Raw genomic sequence first — 22,561 nt, forward strand, 5'->3', positions numbered from 1 at the left:
GCCCGGCTTTTGTGCATTACCTTAGGGAGTAGAGATATGATTAACCTGAAATCAATGACCGCCGCCGTGGCCCTCGCAGCGACTGCGACCGTTGCCTATGCCGACAATCCGATGGTCGGCGGTGCGGCGATGTATGCCGACAAGACCATCGTCGAAAACGCCGTGAACTCGGCCGATCACACGACGCTGGTCACTGCAGTCAAGGCCGCGGGGCTTGTCGACACGCTGTCGAGCGAAGGACCGTTCACCGTGTTCGCGCCGACCAACGCCGCCTTTGGCGAGCTGCGCGAAGGCGCGGTCGAGGCGCTGCTGCAACCGGCGGCGAAGAAACAGCTGACCGAGATCCTGACCTGCCACGTGGTGTCCGCGGACGCGATGTCGACGGCGATCAAGGGCATGGTCGATGACGATGGTGGCGCACACATGGTGCCGACCGTGGGCGGTTGCATGCTGAAGGCCACTTACCAAGGCAACAGCATCATGCTGGAAGACGAGCGGGGCCGGGTGGCCAACGTGACCATCGCCGATGTCGAGCAATCGAACGGCGTGATCCACGTGATCGACACGGTGATGCTGCCGGCCAAGCAGTAACAACCTCGTAAGCTGCGGAACGGGGGGCGGTCGTCCCCCGTTTTCCCCTCGAATGACAAACGCAGGAGGCTGAAGATGCAACGACGCACATTCATACTGTCGGCCCTGTCCGGGGGCACCGTTCTGACCGCAATGCCGGGCTTTGCCGCATCGGGGCCGTTCGAGGTGACGCGCACCGAGGCGGAATGGCGCGAGATGCTGACGGACCTCGAATACGAGGTGATGCGCGAGGAAGGCACCGAGCGCGCCTATAGCAGCCCCCTGCACGATCTTTACGAACCGGGGACGTATCATTGCCGCGGCTGCGACCTGCCGCTTTATTCCTCCGAGACCAAGTATGACAGCGAGACCGGCTGGCCCAGTTTCTGGAGGGCGATGAACAACGCCATCGGCACCAAGCCGGATCATTCGCTGTTCGCGACGCGGACCGAATGCCACTGCCGCCGCTGCGGCAGCCACCTTGGGCATATCTTCGATGACGGGCCACAGCCCACGGGCAAACGGCACTGTCTGAACGGAGTCAGCCTAACGTTCCGCGCCGCCTGAATTCCGGGTCCGATCGCGCACCGGGTGGTTTCAGGGCCCGGTACGGTACGAGTGACCCGGTGCGCTCTATTCTTCCAACTTACTTGAAATTTCGGCTCTGCTTGATCTGGTCCCAGGCCCAGACAACCTGTTGCAGCTGTTCTTCCTGGCTGCGGTCGCCGCCGTTGATGTCGGGGTGCAGCACCTTGATCAGCGCCTTGTAGGCCTTGCGGATCTCGGCCTTAGAAGCGTGTTCATTCGCTTCCAGGATCTCGATCGCCCGGCGTTCGGTCGGGGGCAGCTTGCGCTGGCCGCCGCGGTTCTTGCCGGGATTTTGGGTAGCGTTGCCGCCCAGCACTTGATGCGGATCCTCGATGCCCAGACGGGCCCACGCCCGCGCCTCGGGGTCGTTGAACGCCTTGGTCTTGCGCTCCCACACCTTGTCCGACGACATCTGGGCGTTCATCTCGGCCTCGGTGGTGCCGTCGAAGAAGTTCCACTTGGTGTTGTATTCGCGCACGTGGTCCTTGCAGAACCAGTAGAAGTCGTCGAGCACATCGGGCGCCTTGGGCGCGCGGTACTTGCCGGGCTGGTTGCAGCCCTCGTGGTCGCAGACGCGCGTCGAGGTTTCGGATGCGCCGGACATGCCCCGCCGACCGCGCGGATTTTTCTTCTTCGCGGACGAAACGGACATGTCGAAACCAAACGGATCGGATTTAGCCATTGGCATTCCCTTTGCGACTCGAGGCCAAGAGTTTATGTCATTGCGCGGCAAATTGAAGAGGAAAGATCGGGAAAAAACCGCGCGGTCCCGAACTTCTTTTCACGCGTCAGTCCCGGGGCGGCAGATCGGGGCGCGGCGTGTCGTCACCGTCCGAGTCATCCGCGTCGTCATCCGGGGTATCGTCCTGATTATCCTCGATTTCGTCAGTCTCGGCGGCGGTTTCCAGCTCTTCCGCCTCGTGGTCGTCCCACGGCAGCGGTGGCGGGCTGTCGACGCCTTCCAGTTCCAGCGGGCGGCGGAAGACCAGCATGGAGCGATAGACCGTCTGCGACGATGTCAGGCCCTGGCGTTCCTCGCTGGGCAGGATGTCGGCGCGCAGGTATTCCCAGCCCTCGAGCGCCAGTTCGTTGATCGCCGTTTCCAGCCCGTGGGCAAAGCGGCCCTCGGCGCCTTTGACGCCCGGGCCCTTGCGGCCCTTGGCGGGCGCGGGGATGACCTTGTACTCGTATTTCTGGATCACGAAGTGCACCTCTCAAAATTGGCAGGACATCCTAACGTCCTGAGGCTCGGGTGCAACATCAAACCGAAGCGGCAAGCGGTCACGCGCCGGACCACAGATCCTCGTAGACGCGGGCGATAGCTTCGGCTTCTCGTGATACGCTGAAATGGGTGCAGGCGATATCGCGGGCGGCATGGGACATGGCGGCGTGGCGGTCGGGGTCCGACAGGATGGATGCAAGCGCATCGGCGGCATCATTCGGATCGTCCGGCACGATAAGGCCGGTTTGGCCCTGGCTGGAAAAGCTGCGGTAATAGCCGGTGTCGGTGGCCACGAAGGGCACGCCAGAGGCCATGCCTTCGAGCGGGGTCATGCCGTAGCCTTCGTAGCGGGGCAGTTGCATGATGGCCGAGAGCGAGCGTGTGAGGGCGGGCAGAGCGTCGGGGGCGACCTCGCCGGGGAAAAGGATGCGGTCGGTGAGGCCGGCGGCGGCAATCTGCGCCTTGAGCTTGTCGAGGAAAGGCTGGTCGGACTTGGCCGCGCGACCGATGACGAGAGCGGTCAGGCCGGGCTGCTGCGGCAAGAGGCGCAGCATGGCGGCGACGAAACGGTCGGTGCCTTTTTCGGGGCGGATGCGGCCGATGGTGGCCACGCCGTGGGTGCCGGGATAGCCGGTGGCGGCCCATGCGGCGGCGCGGTTCTTGGCGGGCGTGAAACGGTCGGTGTCGACGCCGTGGGGCGCGACTGCCCGGACATGCGGGACGAAATCGGCGGCGGCCTCGGTCGTGGCGATGACGGCGTCCATGCGCGAGATCAGCCAGCGGGGAAAGGCCGAATGGCGGCGAATGGCGGCAGAGGTGAAGACGATGCGGATGGGGCGGCGCTGGACGTCGCGGACCCAGAGGGCGGTGCGCATTTCGGAGTTGCGGCGGACGTGCCAGATGGTGAAGGGGCGTCCCTGTGGCGGTGTCTTGGACTGGGCGCTGGCCTGCGCCTTGGTGATCGGCTTGGGGCAGCCGGGCAGGGGGTGACCTGCAAGCGCGAGGTCGTATTGGTCGACCTGGCAGCGCACCACGCTGGCGGCGGTCGAGGACACGCCGGTGAAGTTGCGGTTGAAATTGGTGACGATGAGGTCCGGCACGCGGGTCGGCTTTCCTTGGGGCTCAGGATAGGTGCTAGCGCAGGCCAAGCGCCTTGGAAAGGGTCGTGGCGAAGTCTTCGACCACGCCTGCCTGGGCGGCGGCGAAGGCGCGGGTGCGCTCGCGGAGCGCGTCGAGCGCGGCGGGGTCGTCGAGATAGGTGGTCAGCTTGGAGCTGAGATCCTCGGCGTCGGCGACCTCGACGCAGGCGTGTTTGGCCTGCATTCCGGCGTAAGCCTCGGCAAAATTGGCGTAGTGCGGACCGTGAAGTACGGCGGAGCCAGCATGGGCCGGCTCGAACGGGTTGTGGCCGCCTACCTCGGTGAAGCTGCCGCAGACGCAGGTGAGCGCGCTGAGCGCGTACCACAGGCCCATCTCGCCCAGCGTGTCGGCGAGGTAGACGCGGGTTTGCCCGGTGATGGTCATGCCGGTGGAGCGGCGGGCACCCTCGAAGCGGTGTTCGGCGATCATGCGCTCGATATCGTGGGCGCGTTCGGGGTGTCGTGGCACGAGGATCAGCAGCGCGTCGGCATTGCCGCCGGTCATGGCGCGGTGGGCGTTGAGCACCACCTCCTCCTCGCCCGGATGGGTGGAGGCGGCGAGCCAGACCGGGCGGCCGGCGATGAGGCCCTGCATCCGGTGCAGTTCGTTCCGGTCGAAGGGGAGCGGTCCGGCGACGGACTTGAGGTTCATGCCGGCTTCGGCCTGGCTGAGGCCGAGGTCGTGGAGATGGCTCGCGGTGCGGTCGTCCTGGCAATGGATCAGGCGGAAATGCTCCATGAGGTGCCGTGCGGTGCGGGGAAAACGCTTCCAGTTGCGGGCGGATTTGTCGGAGATGCGGGCGTTGACCAGCGCCAATGGGACGCCTGCGGCATGGGTCAGACGCAGCATCTGGGGCCAAAGCTCGCTTTCCACGAAGACCGCCGCCGAGGGGCGCCAATGGTCGAGAAAGCGCAGGACCACGCGGCGGGAATCGAGTGGCGCGAATTGATGCGTGGTGCGCGGCGGCAGGCGCTTGCCGACGATCTGCGCCGAGGTGGCGGTGCCGGAAGTCAAAAGGAACGACAGGTCGGAATGCGTGTCGCCCAGATGGTCGATCAGGCGCAGGACCGACAGGCTTTCACCGACCGAGGCCGCGTGGAACCACATGAGGTCGCCGTCGGGACGCTGTGCGGTGGCATGGCCCTGCCGTTCGGGCAGGCGGTTTGCAGGGATGCCCTGGCGCGAGAGGTTCTCCGAGACGCGCTTGTACGCAAGCGGCTCAAGCAGATTTGCCGCGACGCCGTAAAGACGCACGGGCAGGGGCGCCGGGTTGCGGGGCATCAGCCGCCGGTGTGGCTCATGTGGCGGGACACGCGTCCGTCCACGGTCTGGCGGGAATAGTCGAAATCGTGGCCCTTGGGCTTGCGGGTGATGGCCTCGCGGATGGCGGCCTCCAATGGCGCGTCATCGTTCGGCGTGTTGCGCAGGGGCGCGCGCAGGTCGGCCATGTCTTCCTGGCCTAGGCACATGTAAAGCTCGCCGGTGCAGGTCAGGCGCACGCGGTTGCAGCTTTCGCAGAAATTATGGGTGAGCGGCGTGATGAAGCCGATCTTCTGGCCGGTTTCTTCCAGCCGAACATAGCGGGCGGGGCCGCCGGTGCGCTCGGACAGCTCGGTCAGGGTGTATTGCTCTGCCAGGGTGCGGCGCAGGTCGGAGAGCTTCCAATACTGGTCCAGCCGGTCCTCGTTGCCGATATCGCCCATCGGCATGACCTCGATGAAGGTCAGGTCCATGTCGCGGGATTTGCACCATTCGACGATGTCGAACAGTTCGTCCTCGTTGAAGCCCTTGAGGGCGACGACGTTGATCTTGATACGCAGGCCGGCGGCTTGCGCGGCGTCGATCCCCTTGAGCACCTGCGGCAGGCGGCCCCAGCGGGTGATGTCGGCGAATTTCTGTTCATCAAGCGTGTCGAGCGACACATTCACCCGGCGCACGCCGGCGGCGTAAAGGTCCTCGCTGAAGCGGGCGAGTTGCGAGCCGTTTGTGGTGAGCGTCAGTTCCTTGAGATCGCCACTGTCGAGGTGGCGTTTCATGCCGTGGAAAAAGTGCATGATGTTGCGCCGCACCAGCGGTTCGCCGCCGGTGATCCGCAGCTTTTCCACGCCCATGCGCACGAAGGTCGAGCACATGCGGTCAAGCTCTTCCAGCGTCAGCAGTTCCTTCTTGGGCAGGAAGGTCATGTTCTCCGACATGCAGTAGACGCAGCGAAAATCGCAGCGGTCGGTTACGGAGACGCGCAGATAGGAAATGGCGCGCTGGAACGGGTCGATCAAAGGTGTGGTCATGGGACAGAACGTATGCAAACCGCCGATGAACGGCAAGGGGCATCTTGGGAATTGAAGCCCGGACGCAGGAACCATAAGGTGAGCGTATGAAACGATTTGTAAGCCTTTTGGCCTGTACCGTCGGCCTGTCGGCCTGTGATATGTTGCCCACCATGCAGCAGCAGGCGCCGCCGCCTGACCCCGCGCCCCAAAGCACCGAAGCCGAGGCGGAAGTGCAGACCGCGGGCGTCGCCCCGCCGGCCAATGCGCGGACCGCCGACGAGTTCGATACGACGACCGAGGAAGAGCGTGCGGCAGCGGTGCAAGCTGCGCAGAGTGGCGGTGGCGATCGGGACCTCGGAACGACGGTTGCGTCACTGGGTGCGGCGGCGGATTCGGGGATCTGGATGAAGACGCCGCTGGTCGACAGCCCTGGCAAGGGCCGCGTGGAATACCCCGCGAAGGGCACCACTGTGGCGGTGGACTTGATCCCGCTGGACGCCGAGCCGGGATCGGGCAGCCAGTTGTCGCTGGCGGCGATGCGGCTCCTGGAGGCGGATCTGACGGGGCTGCCCGAAGTGCGAGTTTTCGCGACAGGCGGCTGAATTTACAGGAACTTCTCGGCTTCCTTGCGGGCAAATGGCTTCATGTGGCGGCCGTTTGCGGCCATGAAGGCGCGCACGCGGTCCGGGTCATGCTTGGACAGATCGCGCAGCCACCATGCGACAGATTTCTGGATGAACCACTCGCTGTCCTGCACGTATCCGGCAGCCCAGCCCAGCACGCGTTCGCGGGCGGCGGCCTCCGTTGGTTTGAGGTTGTTGAGCTTGGCGAGCGGCAGGGTGACGATCATCGCGGCGCGCCGGATCCAGTGGCTGTCGGAGGTGGTCCAGGTCTCGACCTCGTCCATGCGGGTGAGGTCGGGCATCAGCCGCCGCTGCCCCGCCGTCATGGCGTGATCGGCAATGGCCCAGCTGTCGAGGTCGGGCAGCCACGCGGTGATCAGCGCCCAGACGGCATCGTCGGGCGTGATCCGGGCCTGCGTCAGCAGTTTGGCGGCGGCGAGGCGGGCCTCGAAGATGTTCGTGCGCCAGAGTGCGTCGGCCAGCGCGACACGCTCCTCGACGCTGAGCGTGCGGCGCCATTCGGTCGTCAGATCGTTGATCGCCGGGTTGGGCACACCAAGATAGTCGCGGGGCACCTTGTGGTAGTCGGCCATGCCTTCGGCGCGGCCGGGTTCGGCGTGCGCCCGCAGTTGTTCAAGCGCGTCGTCGAGCGTCATTCCACGGTCACGGACTTGGCGAGGTTGCGCGGCTGGTCCACGTCGGTGCCCTTGGCGACGGCGGTATGATAGGCCAGAAGCTGTGCGGGTACGGCGTAGAGGATGGGCGACAGGACCGGGTCGACCTGGGGTAGGACCAGCGTCATCCAGGTGTCGTCGGCGGCTGCCTCGGCGCCGGGCGCGTCGGTGATCAGGACCACCTTGCCGCCACGGGCCATGACCTCCTGCATGTTCGACACGGTCTTGTCGAAAAGCGCGTCGCAAGGGGCCATGACGATGACCGGCATCTTCTTGTCGATGAGCGCGATTGGGCCGTGTTTGAGTTCGCCCGAGGCGTAGGCCTCGGCGTGGATGTAGCTGATTTCCTTGAGTTTCAGTGCCCCTTCGAGGGCCAGCGGGTACATGACGCCCCGCCCGAGGAAGAGCGCGTTGTCGGCCGTGGCCAGCCGGTTGGCGGCCTTGTAAAAATCGGCGTTCAGTTCCAGCGTGTTGTTGATGGTCGAGGGCAGACCGCGCAGATGCGACAGCAGGTCCGAGATGCGCGCGGGGTCGAGCGTTTCGCGGTCGGAGGCGGCCTTGAGCGCCATCAGCAAAAGCACAGTCAGCTGACAAGTGAACGCCTTGGTCGACGCGACTCCGATTTCGACGCCCGCATGGATCGGCAGGGCGAGGTCGCTTTCGCGGGCGATAGAGCTTTCGGGGACGTTGATGATCGACAGGATCTTGGCGGCCCGGCCTTCGCAGTAGCGCAAGGCGGCGAGCGTGTCGGCGGTTTCGCCCGACTGGCTGACGAAGATGGCGCCGGTACGCCCGGGGATGGGCGGTTCGCGGTAGCGGAATTCGGACGCGATATCGACGTCGACGGGCAGGCCGGCCAGTTGCTCGAACCAGTATTTCGCGGTCAGGCAGGCGTAATAGGCCGTGCCGCAGGCCACCATGGTCAGGCGGTCATACTGGCTGAAGTCCATTTCCGGTTGGGGCAGGCTCAGGCCGCCCCCGGCCTCGGACAGGTAGTGGCGCAGTGTGTCGCCGATCACGGCGGGCTGCTCGGCGATTTCCTTGGCCATGAAGTGCTTGTGCCCGCCCTTGTCGACGTTGGTGCTGTCGATCTGGATGGTGCGGACGGCGCGGTTGGCGCGGTTGCCGTGGGCGTCGAGGATGTCGAGCGTCGTGCGCGTCACGACCGCGATGTCGCCTTCCTCGAGATAGGTGATCCGGTCGGTGAGGGGGGCGAGCGCGATGGCGTCGGAGCCCACGTACATCTCGCCATCGCCGTGGCCGATGGCCAGCGGGCTGCCCTTGCGGGCGGCGACGATCAGGTCATCCTCGCCATCGAAGAGAAAGCCGAGCGCATAGGCGCCTTCGAGCCGGGCGATGGCGGATTTGGCGGCCTCGACGGGGCTTTGGCCCTGTTCCATCAGGTGATGGACCAGCATCGCCACGGTTTCGGTATCGGTGTCGGTCTCATGCGCCAGCCCGGCGGCGGACAGTTCGCTGCGCAGCTCGCGGAAATTCTCGATGATGCCGTTATGGACCACGGCCACCGGGCCGGCCTTGTGCGGGTGGGCGTTTACGGTGTTGGGCGCGCCGTGCGTGGCCCAGCGGGTGTGGCCGATGCCGGACTTGCCGCGCAGGGGCTCGTGCACCAGCAGGTCAGACAGGTTCACCAGCTTGCCGACGGCGCGGCGCCGATCAAGCTGTTTGCCGTTGATCGTGGCGATCCCGGCGCTGTCATAGCCGCGATATTCGAGCCGTTTGAGCGCCTCGACAAGGATGGGCGCGGCCTCGTGCTTGCCAAGGACCCCTACAATTCCACACATTATCTTGCCTCTTTCGCTTGCTTGGCCCGTTTGGACTTTAGCATTTCGAACAATTTGCGGGCCATGCCCGGTTTGTTGGCCTGCGGGCTGCGGGCGATGGCGAGCGCGCCGTCGGGGACGTCGCTGGTGATGACCGAACCGGAGCCGGTCATGGATTCGTCGCCCAGTTTGACGGGGGCGACCAGCATGGTGTTGGACCCCACGAAGACGCGCGCGCCGATCTCGGTGCGGTGTTTCATCACGCCGTCATAGTTGCAAGTGATCGTGCCCGCGCCGATATTGCTGGCCTCGCCGACCGAGGCGTCGCCCACGTAGCTGAGATGGTTGACCTTGGCGCCTTCGCCGATCTGTGCGTTCTTCACCTCGACGAAATTGCCGATGCGGGTGTCCTCGGCCAGTTCCGCGCCGGGGCGCAGGCGGGCATAGGGGCCGACGACGGCGCCGCGCGAGACGTGGCAGCCTTCAAGGTGTGAGAACGCCTTGATATGCGCGCCGGATTCGACGGTGACGCCGGGGCCAAAGACGACGTTGGGTTCCACGATCGTGTCGCGGCCCAGCACGGTGTCGTAGGCGAAGTGCACTGTCTCGGGGGCCGTGAGGGTGATGCCATCGTCGAGCGCCGTGGCGCGGGCGCGGGTCTGGAAGGCGGCCTCGGCCACTGCCAGTTCGGCACGGGAGTTGATGCCCATAGTTTCGGCCTCTGGGCAGGCGATGGCGGTGGCCGAGAGGCCCCGGTCGCGGGCGATGGCGACGATGTCGGTCAGGTAGTATTCGCCCGCCGCGTTGTCGTTGGTGACGGCGCGGATGAGGTCGAAGAGCACGGGCGCGGAGGCGGCGATGACGCCGGAATTGCAGAAGGTTATGGCACGGGTCGTCTCGTCCGCATCCTTGAATTCGACAATCTTTTCAAGGGTGTCGCCGGACATGACCAGTCGGCCATAGCGCCCGGGATCTGCGGCCTCGAAGCCCAGTACGACGAGGTCATGCTGGGCGCGGGCCGCGACCATGCGGTGCAGCGTGTCCTCGGAGATGAAGGGCGTGTCGCCGTAGAGCACGATGGCGTCGCCCTCGTAGCCTGCAAGCGCGGGCTCGGCCTGCGCTACAGCGTGGCCGGTGCCGTCCTGCGTGGCTTGGTGAGCGGTCAGGATGTCGGGGTCATGGTCGTGCGCCGCCGCCGCAACGGCTTCGGACCCGTGGCCGGTGACGACAACGGTGCGGTCGGGAGACAGGGCCGATCCGGCCTGCAATGCATGGACCAGCATCGGCGCGCCGGCAATCTGGTGCAGCACCTTGGGCAGGTCCGATTTCATGCGAGTGCCCTGGCCCGCGGCCAGTACGATCAGGCTGATGCTCATATGGTTTCTCTTTCCTTCCTGACGCGCCCGTTTTATCCGGTTGCGCAAGCCGTGCAAGGCTGGGCCGTATCAAAGATGATTGCGGGATGTGACAGGGACGGGCGGAAATGCGCCAACCGTTGCAAGATGACAAGAGGGAAGAGTGATATGGGTGATGGGCCGGGCACGGTGGTGTTTGATCTGGACGGGACACTGGCGGATACGAGTGGGGATCTGATTGCCGCGGCCAATGCCTGTTTCCGGGGGATGGGCGAGGGCGACCTGCTGGACCCGGTGGCGGATGCCGGTACAGCGCTGCGCGGCGGGCGGGCGATGCTGACACTTGGAATGACGCGGCTGGGGCGGGCGGATGATATTGCCGAGATCGACCGGCAATATCCAATCTTGCTAGAGGCTTATGGCGAGGCCATCGACACGCATACGGTGTTCTATCCCGGGGCGATGGACGCGGTGGAGAACCTGCGGCTGGCGGGGCATCCGGTGGCGATTTGTACCAACAAACCCGAGGCGCTGGCTCTGAAGCTGATGACGTCGCTGGGCGTGCTGGACCGGTTCGGCGCGTTGGTGGGGGCCGACACACTGGCCGTGCGCAAGCCCGATCCGGAGCCGCTGCGCGAAGTGGTGCGGCGGGTGGGCGGCGAGCCAGCGCGGTGCCTGCTGGTGGGGGACACGGTAACGGACCGCGAGACGTCGCGGGCGGCGGGGGTGCCGTCGGTGCTGGTGACGTTCGGGCCGGGCGACCACGACGTGCGCGATCTTGGGCCCGAGGCCACGATCGACCATTTCGACGAGTTGCAGGGCGTGGTGCAAAGGCTCTTCGCCTGAAAGCGGCTTTCGGGAAAGCGAAATGGCGCTGCGGGCGATGCGCTTGGGCGTTGACCTGCGCCGCGCGGGGCCGCAATAAAAGACCATGAGCGAGGTTTTCACACGCAGTTTCACCCAGCAGGAGCCGATCCCCGAAGAGGGGATTCGCGCCGCGATGGAGGTGATGCAGAGCGGGCGGTTGCATCGGTATAACCTGTCGCCCGGAGAGGTGGGCGAGGTGGGCCTGCTGGAGCAGGAATTCGCCGCTTACACGGGCGCCAGATATGCGCTGGCTGTTGCCTCGGGCGGGTATGCGATGGCCACGGCATTGCGGGCGCTTGGGGTCCAGCCTGGCGAAAAAGTGTTAACGAATGCTTTCACCCTCGCGCCGGTGCCGGGGGCGATTGCCTCTGTCGGGGCTGTGCCAGTGTTCGTCGGCGTGACGGAAAGCCTGACCATCGACCTTGAAGACTTGGTTAACAAGGCGGACGAGGCGCGCATCCTGATGCTGAGCCACATGCGCGGGCATCTGTGCGACATGGACCGCTTGGTGGAGATCGCCTGCGACCACGGGATCACCATCGTGGAGGATTGCGCCCATACGATGGGGGCCGCGTGGAACGGTGTGCCGTCGGGACGGCATGGGCTGATCGGGTGCTATTCGACGCAGACCTACAAGCACATGAATTCGGGTGAGGGGGGGCTGCTGGTGACCGACGATGCGGACGTCATGGCGAAGGCGGCGATGCTGTCGGGCTCCTACATGCTGTATGGTCGGCACGGGACGGTGCCGCCGGAGGAGGCGTTCGAGAAGTTCAAGTACGACACGCCCAATATCTCGGGCCGGATGGACCACTTGCGCGCGGCGATTTTACGCCCCCAACTCAAGGACTTGGATGTGCAGTGCGCCAAGTGGAACGCGCGCTACGCGGCGGTCGAGGACGGGCTGCGCGGCACGCCGGGGCTGAGGATCGTGGAGCGTCCCGAAGCCGAGCGCTACGTGGGATCGTCGATCCAGTTTTTGCTGCTGGACTGGACCGATGCGGCCATCGCGGAGGTCGTCGAACGGTGCGGGAAACGCGGCGTCGAATTGAAGTGGTTCGGCGGCGCGGAGCCGGTGGGGTTCACCAGCCGGTACGACAGCTGGCGCTATGCGCCGAGCGTGCCGATGCCAGCAAGTGACCGCGTGCTGAAAGGTATCTTGGACATGCGCCTGCCATTGACGTTCACCCTGGATGATTGCGCACTGATCGCGCGGATCATCCGGGCGGAAGTGGGGGCGGTGCAGCAGGCCGCCGCGTCGTAAGGCGGGAGGGTTAATCGCGAATCGGGGCCTGAAAACCCCGTCGGTATCGCGTCGGTAAGTTCGACTGCATGACGTCGGTGCAATTTTCGAGCGGTTCGGATGAAAGCACCGCGCGGGGGGGGAGTCCCGGAAATGGCGGGCGGGCGGCGCGAAGGCGAGGGTTGGATCTTGAGTATTTTTGGAACAGTGAAAGCGGGCTTGAGGCGCGGGGCCGGATGGTGGTTGCGAGCTCAGTCGGGCGCGGGGTCGGGGCGGCTGTCGGGAGAAATCGGAACTGTGGAGATAGAGACCTTGGCGGAGCCTTGAGACAGTTCGCGACCGTGGGAAATGTAGACCAGCGTGTGTCGTTTGGAATCGTAAATGCGTTTCACACGCAGGGTCTTGAAGATGATCGAGCGGCTGGCGCGAAACACGTCTTCGCCATCTTCGGAGCGGACGATGTCGCCGAGAACGATTGGGCCGGTTTGCTGGCATTCGATGGCGCTGTTGGAGGGGTCCTCGAACCAGTTGCCATTGGCCAGCCGGTCGATAAGACCCCGCTCGAAATAGGCGAGGTGGCAGGTGACGCCCGTGACCTCGGGGTCTTCGATCGCCTCGACGACGATGTCGTTGCCGGCCCAATCGACGCCGATCTCGCCCACCTGCTCAGCACTGGCGGGCGAGATCATGGGGGTCGCCACCAGAGCGACCCCGAGAACTGCGCGGCGCATCAGAACGTGACCGTGCCGTGGGTGCCAACATCGGGCGTGTCGCCCGAGAGCGAGGCGCGGGCGAATTCGAACAGCGACTTGGCGTTGCCGTCGGTGGCCCAGACGACCGCTTTCTTGGGGCGCATGCAGACCAGCACGATGTCGTCGTCCTGACGGCCATCCTCGAACCAGACGGCGGCCATGGGCGACCAGATCTCATCCAGCTTGGCTTCGCTGGTCTCGACCGAGAGCGCGCCGTCGATATCGGCATAGAGCTGCGCGCTGGGGCAGGCAGCGATGAACTTGCAGTTCTCTTTTTCGACCGCGGCGGCGGCGATATCGGTGCCCTTGGCGGTGACGAACCAGATCGCGTCGTCCTCGCCGGTGATCGTGGGCGCCATGGGGCGCGGCGGCGCGCCGGCGGTGGACAGCATGCCGGCCTGAAGGCTGTCAAGGCGTTTCCACAGGGTTGCTTTCAGATCATCGGACATCGGGTGTCTCCTTTGCTAAACTGGGTGTCAGTGTGCCAACACGTGGTGCGCGGAATCGGTTCCGGATCGGCGCGGCGGGATTGACGGCGTTCCGGGGTGAGCCTATAAATGAACAAGTGTTCAATAAATTCCAGGAGGGGTGAGGATGTTCGACGCGGTGATGAAGTTCGACCTGGGCGAGGACGTGCATGCCCTGCGCGACATGGTGCATCGTTGGGCACAAGAGCGGGTGAAGCCGCTGGCGGCCGAGATCGACCGGACGAACGACTTTCCCTCCGAGCTATGGACCGAGATGGGCGAGCTGGGCCTGTTGGGAATCACCGTGCCGGAGGAGCATGGCGGCGTCGGGATGGGATACCTTGCGCATGTGGTCGCGGTGGAGGAGGTGGCGCGGGCCTCGGCCAGCGTGTCGCTGTCCTATGGCGCGCATTCCAACCTGTGTGTGAACCAGATCAAGCTGAACGGCAGCGATGAACAGCGGGCGAAGTACCTGCCGGGGCTGATTTCGGGTGAGCATGTGGGGGCGCTGGCCATGTCCGAGGCGGGCGCGGGCAGCGACGTGGTGTCGATGAGCCTGAAAGCCGAAAAGCGCAACGATCACTATCGCCTGAACGGCAACAAGTACTGGATCACCAACGGGCCGGATGCCGATACGCTGGTGGTCTATGCCAAGACCGAGCCCGAGGCCGGGGCCAAGGGAATCACCGCGTTCCTGATCGAGAAGGCGATGACCGGGTTCACGACCAGCGCGCATTTCGACAAGCTGGGAATGCGCGGCAGCAATACTGCCGAGCTGATCTTCGAGGACGTGGAAGTGCCGTTCGAGAATGTGCTGGGCGAGGAAGGCCGCGGCGTTAAGGTGCTGATGTCGGGCCTTGACTACGAGCGCGTGGTGCTGGCGGGGATCGGCCTTGGGATCATGGCGGCCTGCCTGGACGAGATCATGCCCTACATGGCCGAGCGCAAGCAGTTCGGGCAGCCCATCGGGAATTTCCAGCTGATGCAGGGCAAGATCGCCGACATGTACACGGCGATGAACTCGGCCCGGGCCTATGTCTACGAGGTGGCCAAAGCGTGCGACCGGGGCGAGGTGACGCGGCAGGACGCGGCGGCCTGCTGTCTTTACGCCAGCGAACAGGCGATGGTGCAGGCGCACCAGGCGGTGCAGGCGATGGGCGGCGCCGGGTTTTTGAACGATGCGGCCGTGGCGCGGATTTTCCGAGATGCCAAGCTGATGGAGATCGGGGCGGGCACGTCCGAGATCAGGCGGATGCTGATCGGGCGCGAGTTGATGGGGGCGATGGGCTAGATCAATGCGGTTCGGGCGCGCTCCGTGGTTTTTCATCCCGCTTCTGGCGTTGGTCTGCCTTGGCGCGGTCGTCGCGCTCTTGCTGGGCGGACGGTCCGTGACGACGACAGAGACGGCGGTGATCGAGGCGGTGGCGGATCGCTACGTGGCCGAGACCGGGGCCGCGCGGACCGATTGCCACGCGACACCGGCGCAGTCGGCGGGGCTGTGGCTGGTGGTGACCTGTGCGGGCGCGGACGGCGGCAGAGTGGAGTATTTCATCGACCGGTTCGGCGATGTGACCGACCGGAAAGAGGTGAAGGGAGGCGTGTAAGGTGCTGCAGCATAAAGATTATGATGCGTTGAAGGGCACGTTTTCCTGGCGCCTTCCGGCGAGGCTGAACATGGCGGTGCAGGTTTGTGATGACTGGTCCGATGCCGAGCCGGATCGGGTGGCGATCAAGGATCTGGCGGAGATGGGTCGGGGCTTGAGCTATGGCGACCTGCGCGACATGGCGGACCGGCTGGCGCATGTGCTGGAAGCGAAAGGCGTGGCGCGGGGTGACCGGGTGGGCGTGCTGCGCAGCCAAGGGGGATGGTGCGCCGCCGCGCATATCGCGATCTGGAAGATCGGGGCGGTGTCGATCCCGCTTTTCAAGCTCTTTCGCGAGGACGCGCTGACCAGCCGGGTTCGGGATGCGGGCGCGGAGATCGTGATCACGGATGCGGAAGGTATTGATATGCTTTCCGTTTTGCCGGAGGTAGAGGCCTTTGTGCCGGAGCAGGCGGACTTGCCCGATGCGGGGACCTTCGAGACCGCGGAGACCGGGCCCGAGGACCCCGCCGTTTTGATCTATACCAGTGGCACGACCGGCAGCCCCAAGGGCGCGCTGCACGGGCATCGGGTGCTGACGGGGCATTTGCCGGGGGTGGAGATGCCGCATGATTTTCTGGGACAGCACGAAGGAGATTGCCTGTGGACGCCCGCTGACTGGGCGTGGATTGGCGGGCTGTTCAATATCCTGATGCCGGGGCTTTGCCTGGGCGTGCCTGTGGTGGCTGCGAGATTACCGAAATTCAGTGTCGATGAATGCGTGAGCATCATCCAGCAAGGTGCTGTTCGGAATATTTTTTTCCCACCCACCGCCTTGCGTATGCTGAAGGCGGCCGATGCCCGGATCGACGGGCTTCGCACGGTTGCGAGCGGGGGCGAGCCTTTGGGCGCAGAGATGCTGGATTGGGGGCAGCAGGCGTTCGGCCTGACCATCAACGAGTTTTACGGGCAGACCGAGTGCAATCTCGTGGCCAGTTCCTGTCAAAGCCTGTTCGACCCGAAGCCGGGCTGCATCGGGAAGGTGGTGCCGGGGCACCAGGTGGCGGTGCTGGATCGCGACGGCCAGCCAACGCAGGAAGAGGGCGATGTCGCGGTCAAGCGCGGATCGGCCAGCATGATGCTGGAATACTGGAACCGGCCCAAGCAGACGGCGGAGAAGTTCCGGGGCGACTGGATGCTGACCGGGGACCGGGGCGTTTGGGACGGGGAGTTCCTGCGCTTTGTGGGGCGCGAGGATGATGTGATCACCAGTTCCGGCTACCGGATCGGGCCGGCGGAGATCGAGGATTGCCTGCTCATGCATGATGCGGTGGCGACGGTGGGCGTGGTGGGCAAACCCGACGCCCTGCGCACGGAGATCGTGAAGGCCTATGTGGTGGTACGGTCTGGTGTGACGGCGGATGAGGCCTTGGCCGAAGCGCTGAAAAATCATGTTAAGGAACGGCTTGCGGGGTATTCTTATCCCCGCGAAGTGACGTTCCTGGACGCGCTGCCGATGACTGTCACTGGCAAGGTGATCCGCAAGGAGTTGAAGGCGCGCGCCGTGGCGGAAACGGAGGGAGAGGCATGATTGGACGCAGTATTGCGATTGTCCTGATAGCGGCAGGCGCCGCGCAGGCGCAGGACCTGAGCGTGAACGAGAACACGGTCGCGGCGTGTTTCGACAGCGCCCCGCGGGATGCGGGCGTGCCGGGTTGCGTGGGCGATGCCTCCAACCAGTGCCAGACGCAGCCGGGCGGGTCCTCGACCATCGGCATCGTCGGGTGTCTGCAAGCCGAGACGGCGGTGTGGGACAGGTTTCTGAACCGGGAATACAAGGCGACACGGGCGCAGGTGGATCAGTTCGATTCCGGTCAACCGCCTGTGTCCGAGGCGCTTTTGACGGCGCAGCGGGCCTGGATCGCCTTTCGCGACGCCGAATGCAGCCTGGCCTATGAGCGCAACCGGGGCGGCACGATCCGGTCGGTCGCGGCGGCGTTCTGCCTGATGCGGATGACGGCGCAGCGGTCGCTGGAACTGCGCGATATGCGCGGAGGTCTGTAGGTATGACGTGGCGGCGCAACCTGACCCTGCTGCTGGCGCAGGTGGCCCTGTGGCCCGCCATGGCGCTGGCCGAAGACGCGCCGCTGCCGGATTTCGAGGCCTGCCTGCGCGGTGAGATCCTGCGCTATGAGCAGGCGGTCGACGCCTTTGCGCCGACCCCGGCGGAGAAGGCGGGCTACCCGCTGGCCAATGTGAGCGGGGTGGAGTTTTGCGGCACGATCGGGATCGTGATCTGCGACCGCTCGGAGGAGCCGCTGGGCTGTCAGAAGGCGCTGGCGGTGGAGCAGGATATCTGGCGGGCGCGGGTGCTGACCGAGTTACCGGAGCCGGACAACGCGGACGGCAGGGAGGCAGAAAAGCCTTTTTCGAAAGTGCTTTATGAGCAACTCTTCCACTTGGCGCATGGCATGTCGGCTGGACGGGATTGTGCCGGGCATAGCCCCCGGATGGAGATGTGGTGCCGGGCGCGCGAGGCCAACGGGCGGCTGCGCGCGGCGGTGATCGCGTGGCAGGTTGCGCGGCATCAGGACATGGTGCCGCCTGCGTTCGAGGCGGGCTGGATCGCCGCGCCGGACCCGGTGCGCCCCAGGTTGAGGCCGGAAGAATGACGCCAGTCGCGCAGGCCACATACGAAAACGGGGCCGGCCCGAAGGCCCGCCCCGCCTGTGTCCGGGTTCGCCGGGACTGTTCAGAACGTGTGGACGTAGGACACGCCAAAGACCCACGGGTTAATCTTGGCCTTGCCGATGTTCACGCCGTTGAGTTTCACGTCGCTTTCGATGTTGATCCAGCGCACATCCGTGCGCAGCGCGCCTTTGTCCGAGACCTTGTAGTCAAGGCCGGCATGGAGCGCGAGGCCCCAGCTGTCGTCGAGGTCAAGGCTGTTGCCGGCGAGCGGGCCAACGGCCTTGTCCTCGGTAAAGGTTGTGTAGTTGATGCCCGCGCCGATGAAAGGCGTGATCTTCGACTGATTGGTGAAGTGATATTGCAGCGAGAGGGTCGGCGGCAGGTGCTTGACCTCGCCAATCTTGGCGCCGCCGGAGTCGATGTCATGGGCGAAGGGCCAGGCGGCCAGAAGCTCGATCCCGAGGTTGTCGGCGATGAAGTATTCGCCGGTGAGCGACAGCGAGTAACCGTTGTCGACGTCGATGGGCGTCGGACCGGCGAGAACGCCGTTGCCGCTTTCGGGGATGACGCCGGCAAGGCCGATCCCGAAAGTTATGTCGCCGCGCTCCTGCGCGAGGGCCGGAGCGCCGCCGGCGACGAGGGCTGCAAGTGCGAGGGCGGTGAGGTGTTTCATGGTCTTTCCACTTCTGAGTTGTTTGAGCGGAAGATGACGTGGGCGGGTCTAAACCGCTTTGATGCAGGTCAAAATCGCGTCGAAGGCGCGAACTGTTGCGGAAATGTCACCGGGGCACGCGGTGCGGTGGCGGCGCGGCTGCGAAATATGAATGCGAAAGGAGTGGAGGGATGAAAATTTCCTCTAAGATTCTGACCGGATCGGCAGAGTTCCAGGCCAACCGTAAGGCGCATCTGGAGGCGCTGGCTGTTGTCGAGGAGGCCGCGCGCGCGGCGGCTGAAGGTGGCGGCGAGGCCGCGCGGGAGCGCCACAAGAGCCGGGGCAAGATGCCGCCCCGCGAACGGGTGGCGAACCTGCTGGACCCGGGCAGCCCGTTCCTGGAGGTGGGCGCGGTGGCGGCGCATGGGTTGTATGACGGGGCGGCGCCCTGTGCCGGGGTGATCGCGGGCTTGGGGCGCGTGCGGGGGCGTGACTGCATGGTGGTGTGCAACGACGCGACGGTGAAGGGCGGCACCTATTACCCGATGACGGTGAAAAAGCACCTGCGGGCGCAGGAGATTGCCGAGGAATGCCGGCTGCCCTGCATCTACCTTGTGGATTCGGGCGGGGCGAACCTGCCGAACCAGGACGAGGTGTTTCCGGACCGGGATCATTTCGGGCGGATCTTCTACAACCAGGCGCGGATGAGCGCGAAGGGAATCGCGCAGGTGGCCGTGGTGATGGGGTCGTGTACCGCCGGCGGGGCGTATGTGCCGGCGATGAGCGACGTGACCATCATCGTGCGGGACCAGGGGACGATTTTCCTGGCCGGGCCGCCGCTGGTGAAAGCGGCCACGGGCGAGGACGTGACCGCCGAGGATCTGGGCGGGGGCGATGTGCACACGCGGCTGAGCGGCGTGGCGGATTACCTTGCGGAGGATGATGCGCACGCGCTGGCCTTGGCGCGGCGGGCTGTAGGGTCGTTAGGTGGTGGGGTGTCACCCACCCTACGGATGGAGGCGCCGGTGGAGCCGGCCTATGACCCCGAGGAGATTTTGGGCGTGGTGCCGGGGGATCTGCGCACGCCGTATGATATTCGCGAAGTGATCGCGCGGCTGGTGGATGGCAGCCGCTTCGACGAGTTCAAGGCGCGGTTCGGGGAGACGCTGGTCACGGGGTTTGCCCATGTGGAGGGGTGCCCGGTTGGGATTGTCGCCAACAACGGCGTGCTGTTTTCCGAAGCCGCCCAGAAAGGCGCGCATTTCATCGAGCTGTGCAGCCAGCGCAAGGTGCCGCTGGTGTTCTTGCAGAATATCACCGGGTTCATGGTGGGCCGGCGGTACGAAAACGAAGGGATCGCGCGGCACGGGGCCAAGATGGTGACGGCGGTTGCGACGACGTCTGTGCCCAAGGTGACGATGCTGGTAGGCGGCTCGTTCGGGGCCGGGAATTACGGCATGGCGGGGCGGGCCTATCAGCCGCGGTTCCTGTGGACCTGGCCGAATTCACGGATTTCCGTGATGGGCGGGGCGCAGGCTGCGGGGGTGCTCGCCACGGTGAAGCGCGACGCGATCGAGCGCAAGGGCGGCACGTGGAGCGCCGAGGAGGAGGCGGCGTTCAAGCAGCCGACGATCGAGATGTTCGAGGAGCAGAGTCACCCGCTTTATGCCTCGGCCCGGCTTTGGGATGACGGGATCATCGATCCGCGAAAATCGCGGCAGGTCCTGTCGCTGAGCTTGCGGGCGGCGCTGAATGCGCCGGTGGAGGAGACGCGGTTTGGCCTCTTTCGGATGTGAGGCGCACGGGGGTCGGGCGGCGCGCGTGTGGCGGCGTCGGAGTTTGAGTATTTTGGGAACGATGAATGTGGGCGTGGAGCGCGGATGCGCATCCGGGCCCGGATGTGACGGAGGCAGGAGCCATGTTTGACACGATCCTGATTGCCAACCGGGGCGAGATTGCCTGCCGGGTGATGGAGACGGCGCGGGCCATGGGGGTGCGCTGTGTTGCGGTCTATTCCGATGCCGACCGGGCGGCGCGGCATGTGGCGCTAGCGGATGCGGCCGTGCATATCGGCGGGGCGGCGCCGGCGGAGAGTTACCTTGACGGGGCGAAAATCATCGCGGCGGCGCAGGAGAGCGAGGCGCAGGCGATCCATCCGGGCTATGGCTTTCTGAGCGAGAACCCGGATTTCGTGGAGGCGGTCGAGGCGGCGGGGCTGGTCTTTGTCGGGCCGTCGGCCAAGGCGATAAGGGCGATGGGGCTGAAGGATGCGGCCAAGGCGCTGATGCACGAGGCCGGGGTGCCGGTGGTGCCGGGCTATCATGGTGCGGAGCAGGACCCGGAATTTCTGGCCGGGAAGGCCGGGGAGATCGGCTATCCGGTGCTGATCAAGGCCGTGGCGGGCGGCGGCGGCAAGGGGATGCGGCTGGTCGAGGAACCCAAGCGTTTTGCCGAGGCGCTGGAGAGTGCCAGAGCCGAGGCGAAGACGGCATTCGGCAACGAAGCGGTTCTGATCGAGAAGTATATCCAGCAGCCGCGGCATATCGAGGTGCAGGTCTTTGGCGACGGGCAGAGCGCCGTGCATCTTTTCGAGCGGGATTGTTCGTTGCAGCGGCGGCATCAGAAGGTGATCGAGGAAGCGCCGGCGCCGGGGATGACCGAGGAGGTGCGCGCGGCGATGGGCGCGGCTGCCGTGCGTGCGGCGGAGGCGATCGGTTATGCCGGGGCGGGGACGGTGGAGTTCATCGTGGACGGCGCGGATGGGCTGCGCACGGATGGCTTCTGGTTCATGGAGATGAACACGCGGTTGCAGGTGGAACATCCCGTCACCGAGGAGATCACCGGGGTGGATCTTGTGGAGTGGCAATTGCGGGTGGCCGCCGGTGAAGGTTTGCCGAAGCGGCAAGAGGAGCTCGGCATCGACGGGCATGCATTCGAGGCGCGGCTCTATGCGGAGGATGTGCCGAAAGGGTTTCTGCCTGCCACGGGGCGGCTGCGGCATCTGCTGTTTCCCGAGGGCGCGCGGGCGGATACCGGGGTTCGGGCCGGCGATGAGATCAGCCCGCATTACGACCCGATGATCGCCAAGCTGACGACGCATGGGCCGACACGGGCGGTGGCGCTGCTGCGGCTGGGTGCCGCGCTGGAGGCGACGCAGGTGGCGGGGACGGTGACGAACCTCGCGTTCCTTGGGGCGCTGGCGCGGCACGCGGGGTTTGGCCGTGGCGAGGTTGATACCGGGCTGATCGCGCGGGATCTGGAGGCGTTGAGTGCGCCGCCGGAGGTCAGCGACGCGACGGTGGCGCTGGCGGCACTGGCGAGCTTGGGCTTGTTGGACGGCGGAGGGTCGGAGACGGGCTTTGCCCTGTGGCAGCCTTTGCGGCGGAGCGTTGTGCTGCGGCGCGAGGGCGAGGAGGTGCAGGCAAAAGTGCAAAGCCTGTCGGCGGAGGCGCATGACGTGGAGGTTGGCGACAGGAGTGTTGCGACGCGGCGCGTGGGTGGACGCTGGCAGCTGGACGGGGCGCTGGCGCCGGATGTGGCGGTGACGGGTGACCTGGTGACGGTCTTTGCCGGGTACGGGATCGGGTTCGACATCCTCGATCCGCTGGAGCGGGGCGAGTTTGCCGCAGGGGACGCCAGCGTGATCGAGGCGCCGATGCCGGGGATGGTCAAGGCGGTGTTTGCCGAAGCCGGGCAGGAGGTGGCCAAGGGCGACCGGTTGGCCGTGCTGGAGGCGATGAAGATGGAGCATTCCCTGCTGGCGCCGCGCGACGGGGTGGTGGCCGAGGTGCTGGCCGATGCGGGCCGCCAGGTCGAGGCCGGGGCCGCGCTGATCCGGCTGGAGGAGGACGCGGAGGCGGCGGCGTGAGGGACGGACTGTGGCTGACGGGCTGTCGCTTCGGCGTCTATACGCGCGGCGTGCGGATGGGGCTGGCGCCGAAGGGGGGGCGCATGACTTTGACAGGAGTGATCCTTTTGGAGAGGGCGCGGAGGCTTTGATGCGGCTGCACCCGTTTGGCCGGAGTTCCGTGTTGGAGGCGAGCGCGCGCCGGCGCATTGAAACTGGCACGGAGGCATCTTTGG

At 65.6% G+C, this 22,561-nt stretch carries 23 protein-coding genes; 12 read left to right on the top strand and 11 right to left on the bottom strand.

Translation table 11 applies throughout. From position 1 onward, the window contains the following. Window positions 1–36: 36 nt before the first annotated feature. Together FIU86_RS07270 and msrB are read left to right on the top strand one after the other, a co-directional pair. Window positions 37–591 carry a fasciclin domain-containing protein gene (locus FIU86_RS07270; protein WP_152474471.1) on the top strand — a complete coding sequence of 185 codons (555 nt, stop codon included), beginning with the start codon at window positions 37–39 and terminating at the stop codon, window positions 589–591. Window positions 592–666: 75 nt separating this feature from the next. After that, the gene (gene msrB, locus FIU86_RS07275; protein WP_152474472.1) at window positions 667–1,137 is read left to right on the top strand and encodes a peptide-methionine (R)-S-oxide reductase MsrB; all 471 of its coding nucleotides are present in this window, start codon (window positions 667–669) and stop codon (window positions 1,135–1,137) included. Between the two features lie 79 nt (window positions 1,138–1,216). Here msrB and FIU86_RS07280 read toward each other — a convergent pair whose 3' ends face one another. From FIU86_RS07280 to moaA, 5 genes are all read right to left on the bottom strand, one after another. After that, a complete protein-coding gene (locus tag FIU86_RS07280; RefSeq protein ID WP_103761546.1) occupies window positions 1,217–1,840 on the bottom strand; it encodes a DnaJ domain-containing protein in 624 nt (207 codons plus the stop codon). 106 nt (window positions 1,841–1,946) lie between these two features. Further along, on the bottom strand, window positions 1,947–2,360 hold the full coding sequence (locus tag FIU86_RS07285) for a DUF4177 domain-containing protein (protein WP_368373155.1): 414 nt from the start codon (window positions 2,358–2,360) through the stop codon (window positions 1,947–1,949). Window positions 2,361–2,439: 79 nt separating this feature from the next. Further along, the gene (locus FIU86_RS07290; protein ID WP_152474473.1) at window positions 2,440–3,480 is read right to left on the bottom strand and encodes a glycosyltransferase family 4 protein; all 1,041 of its coding nucleotides are present in this window, start codon (window positions 3,478–3,480) and stop codon (window positions 2,440–2,442) included. Between the two features lie 34 nt (window positions 3,481–3,514). Next, window positions 3,515–4,801 (bottom strand): 3-deoxy-D-manno-octulosonic acid transferase, encoded by a 1,287-nt coding sequence (locus tag FIU86_RS07295; protein ID WP_152474474.1) that lies wholly within the window; start codon window positions 4,799–4,801, stop codon window positions 3,515–3,517. Continuing rightward, entirely contained in the window at window positions 4,801–5,808 is a 1,008-nt protein-coding gene (moaA, locus tag FIU86_RS07300; RefSeq protein ID WP_152474475.1) for a GTP 3',8-cyclase MoaA, read from the bottom strand. The genes FIU86_RS07295 and moaA overlap by 1 nt, the downstream gene beginning before the upstream one ends. A gap of 86 nt (window positions 5,809–5,894) precedes the next feature. On the opposite strand from moaA, the gene FIU86_RS07305 reads away from it, so the two are divergent. After that, window positions 5,895–6,392 (top strand): hypothetical protein, encoded by a 498-nt coding sequence (locus FIU86_RS07305; protein WP_152474476.1) that lies wholly within the window; start codon window positions 5,895–5,897, stop codon window positions 6,390–6,392. 2 nt (window positions 6,393–6,394) lie between these two features. Here FIU86_RS07305 and FIU86_RS07310 read toward each other — a convergent pair whose 3' ends face one another. From FIU86_RS07310 to glmU, 3 genes are read right to left on the bottom strand one after another with little or no spacing between them, the layout of a single operon-like run. Continuing rightward, window positions 6,395–7,069 (bottom strand): DNA alkylation repair protein, encoded by a 675-nt coding sequence (locus FIU86_RS07310; RefSeq protein ID WP_152474477.1) that lies wholly within the window; start codon window positions 7,067–7,069, stop codon window positions 6,395–6,397. After that, window positions 7,066–8,889 carry a glutamine--fructose-6-phosphate transaminase (isomerizing) gene (gene glmS / locus FIU86_RS07315; protein WP_152474478.1) on the bottom strand — a complete coding sequence of 608 codons (1,824 nt, stop codon included), beginning with the start codon at window positions 8,887–8,889 and terminating at the stop codon, window positions 7,066–7,068. Before glmS ends, FIU86_RS07310 begins: the two co-directional genes overlap by 4 nt. Beyond that, window positions 8,889–10,244 carry a bifunctional UDP-N-acetylglucosamine diphosphorylase/glucosamine-1-phosphate N-acetyltransferase GlmU gene (gene glmU, locus FIU86_RS07320; RefSeq protein WP_152474479.1) on the bottom strand — a complete coding sequence of 452 codons (1,356 nt, stop codon included), beginning with the start codon at window positions 10,242–10,244 and terminating at the stop codon, window positions 8,889–8,891. Before glmU ends, glmS begins: the two co-directional genes overlap by 1 nt. Window positions 10,245–10,391: 147 nt before the next feature. Here glmU and FIU86_RS07325 point away from each other — a divergent pair, with 147 nt between their 5' ends. Both FIU86_RS07325 and FIU86_RS07330 read left to right on the top strand, forming a co-directional pair. Then, window positions 10,392–11,069 (top strand): HAD-IA family hydrolase, encoded by a 678-nt coding sequence (locus FIU86_RS07325; protein ID WP_152474480.1) that lies wholly within the window; start codon window positions 10,392–10,394, stop codon window positions 11,067–11,069. A gap of 85 nt (window positions 11,070–11,154) precedes the next feature. Further along, window positions 11,155–12,354 (top strand): DegT/DnrJ/EryC1/StrS aminotransferase family protein, encoded by a 1,200-nt coding sequence (locus FIU86_RS07330; protein WP_152474481.1) that lies wholly within the window; start codon window positions 11,155–11,157, stop codon window positions 12,352–12,354. Between the two features lie 230 nt (window positions 12,355–12,584). Here the strand turns inward: FIU86_RS07330 and FIU86_RS07335 are convergent, their stop codons facing one another. Further along, the gene (locus tag FIU86_RS07335) at window positions 12,585–13,064 is read right to left on the bottom strand and encodes a CreA family protein (protein ID WP_152474482.1); all 480 of its coding nucleotides are present in this window, start codon (window positions 13,062–13,064) and stop codon (window positions 12,585–12,587) included. Continuing rightward, window positions 13,064–13,534, bottom strand: coding sequence for a pyridoxamine 5'-phosphate oxidase family protein (locus FIU86_RS07340; RefSeq protein WP_152474483.1), 471 nt, complete (start codon window positions 13,532–13,534; stop codon window positions 13,064–13,066). The genes FIU86_RS07335 and FIU86_RS07340 overlap by 1 nt, the downstream gene beginning before the upstream one ends. 145 nt (window positions 13,535–13,679) lie before the next feature. Here FIU86_RS07340 and FIU86_RS07345 point away from each other — a divergent pair, with 145 nt between their 5' ends. The 5 genes from FIU86_RS07345 (at window position 13,680) to FIU86_RS07365 (ending at window position 17,807) form a co-directional block, all read left to right on the top strand. Beyond that, window positions 13,680–14,843 (top strand): isovaleryl-CoA dehydrogenase, encoded by a 1,164-nt coding sequence (locus tag FIU86_RS07345; protein ID WP_152474484.1) that lies wholly within the window; start codon window positions 13,680–13,682, stop codon window positions 14,841–14,843. 4 nt (window positions 14,844–14,847) lie between these two features. Beyond that, on the top strand, window positions 14,848–15,156 hold the full coding sequence (locus FIU86_RS07350) for a hypothetical protein (protein ID WP_152474485.1): 309 nt from the start codon (window positions 14,848–14,850) through the stop codon (window positions 15,154–15,156). A gap of 70 nt (window positions 15,157–15,226) precedes the next feature. Beyond that, a complete protein-coding gene (locus tag FIU86_RS07355) occupies window positions 15,227–16,726 on the top strand; it encodes an AMP-binding protein (protein ID WP_152477014.1) in 1,500 nt (499 codons plus the stop codon). After that, window positions 16,723–17,199 carry a lysozyme inhibitor LprI family protein gene (locus FIU86_RS07360; RefSeq protein WP_152474486.1) on the top strand — a complete coding sequence of 159 codons (477 nt, stop codon included), beginning with the start codon at window positions 16,723–16,725 and terminating at the stop codon, window positions 17,197–17,199. Before FIU86_RS07355 ends, FIU86_RS07360 begins: the two co-directional genes overlap by 4 nt. Before the next feature lie 2 nt (window positions 17,200–17,201). After that, a complete protein-coding gene (locus tag FIU86_RS07365; RefSeq protein ID WP_152474487.1) occupies window positions 17,202–17,807 on the top strand; it encodes a hypothetical protein in 606 nt (201 codons plus the stop codon). Window positions 17,808–17,887: 80 nt separating this feature from the next. Here the strand turns inward: FIU86_RS07365 and FIU86_RS07370 are convergent, their stop codons facing one another. Beyond that, window positions 17,888–18,499 (bottom strand): OmpW family protein, encoded by a 612-nt coding sequence (locus FIU86_RS07370; RefSeq protein WP_152474488.1) that lies wholly within the window; start codon window positions 18,497–18,499, stop codon window positions 17,888–17,890. A 170-nt stretch (window positions 18,500–18,669) separates the two neighbouring features. Here FIU86_RS07370 and FIU86_RS07375 point away from each other — a divergent pair, with 170 nt between their 5' ends. Together FIU86_RS07375 and FIU86_RS07380 are read left to right on the top strand one after the other, a co-directional pair. Beyond that, window positions 18,670–20,274, top strand: coding sequence for a carboxyl transferase domain-containing protein (locus tag FIU86_RS07375; RefSeq protein ID WP_152474489.1), 1,605 nt, complete (start codon window positions 18,670–18,672; stop codon window positions 20,272–20,274). A 122-nt stretch (window positions 20,275–20,396) separates the two neighbouring features. Then, window positions 20,397–22,346, top strand: a complete 1,950-nt coding sequence (locus FIU86_RS07380) for a biotin carboxylase N-terminal domain-containing protein (RefSeq protein ID WP_152474490.1) — start codon at window positions 20,397–20,399, stop codon at window positions 22,344–22,346. Window positions 22,347–22,561 lie beyond the last annotated feature (215 nt).

This window comes from Roseovarius sp. THAF9, assembly GCF_009363715.1.
In the GTDB taxonomy this organism is placed as follows: domain Bacteria; phylum Pseudomonadota; class Alphaproteobacteria; order Rhodobacterales; family Rhodobacteraceae; genus Roseovarius.

Bases quoted from the DNA above. Each gene is read 5' to 3' on its own strand.
- FIU86_RS07270 (WP_152474471.1), top strand. From the start codon at position 37: ATGATTAACCTGAAATCAATGACCGCCGCCGTGGCCCTCGCAGCGACT.
- msrB (WP_152474472.1), top strand. From the start codon at position 667: ATGCAACGACGCACATTCATACTGTCGGCCCTGTCCGGGGGCACCGTT.
- FIU86_RS07280 (WP_103761546.1), bottom strand. From the start codon at position 1,840: ATGGCTAAATCCGATCCGTTTGGTTTCGACATGTCCGTTTCGTCCGCG.
- FIU86_RS07295 (WP_152474474.1), bottom strand. From the start codon at position 4,801: ATGCCCCGCAACCCGGCGCCCCTGCCCGTGCGTCTTTACGGCGTCGCG.
- moaA (WP_152474475.1), bottom strand. From the start codon at position 5,808: ATGACCACACCTTTGATCGACCCGTTCCAGCGCGCCATTTCCTATCTG.
- FIU86_RS07305 (WP_152474476.1), top strand. From the start codon at position 5,895: ATGAAACGATTTGTAAGCCTTTTGGCCTGTACCGTCGGCCTGTCGGCC.
- FIU86_RS07310 (WP_152474477.1), bottom strand. From the start codon at position 7,069: ATGACGCTCGACGACGCGCTTGAACAACTGCGGGCGCACGCCGAACCC.
- glmS (WP_152474478.1), bottom strand. From the start codon at position 8,889: ATGTGTGGAATTGTAGGGGTCCTTGGCAAGCACGAGGCCGCGCCCATC.
- glmU (WP_152474479.1), bottom strand. From the start codon at position 10,244: ATGAGCATCAGCCTGATCGTACTGGCCGCGGGCCAGGGCACTCGCATG.
- FIU86_RS07325 (WP_152474480.1), top strand. From the start codon at position 10,392: ATGGGTGATGGGCCGGGCACGGTGGTGTTTGATCTGGACGGGACACTG.
- FIU86_RS07330 (WP_152474481.1), top strand. From the start codon at position 11,155: ATGAGCGAGGTTTTCACACGCAGTTTCACCCAGCAGGAGCCGATCCCC.
- FIU86_RS07335 (WP_152474482.1), bottom strand. From the start codon at position 13,064: ATGCGCCGCGCAGTTCTCGGGGTCGCTCTGGTGGCGACCCCCATGATC.
- FIU86_RS07340 (WP_152474483.1), bottom strand. From the start codon at position 13,534: ATGTCCGATGATCTGAAAGCAACCCTGTGGAAACGCCTTGACAGCCTT.
- FIU86_RS07345 (WP_152474484.1), top strand. From the start codon at position 13,680: ATGTTCGACGCGGTGATGAAGTTCGACCTGGGCGAGGACGTGCATGCC.
- FIU86_RS07350 (WP_152474485.1), top strand. From the start codon at position 14,848: ATGCGGTTCGGGCGCGCTCCGTGGTTTTTCATCCCGCTTCTGGCGTTG.
- FIU86_RS07355 (WP_152477014.1), top strand. From the start codon at position 15,227: ATGGCGGTGCAGGTTTGTGATGACTGGTCCGATGCCGAGCCGGATCGG.
- FIU86_RS07360 (WP_152474486.1), top strand. From the start codon at position 16,723: ATGATTGGACGCAGTATTGCGATTGTCCTGATAGCGGCAGGCGCCGCG.
- FIU86_RS07365 (WP_152474487.1), top strand. From the start codon at position 17,202: ATGACGTGGCGGCGCAACCTGACCCTGCTGCTGGCGCAGGTGGCCCTG.
- FIU86_RS07370 (WP_152474488.1), bottom strand. From the start codon at position 18,499: ATGAAACACCTCACCGCCCTCGCACTTGCAGCCCTCGTCGCCGGCGGC.
- FIU86_RS07375 (WP_152474489.1), top strand. From the start codon at position 18,670: ATGAAAATTTCCTCTAAGATTCTGACCGGATCGGCAGAGTTCCAGGCC.
- FIU86_RS07380 (WP_152474490.1), top strand. From the start codon at position 20,397: ATGTTTGACACGATCCTGATTGCCAACCGGGGCGAGATTGCCTGCCGG.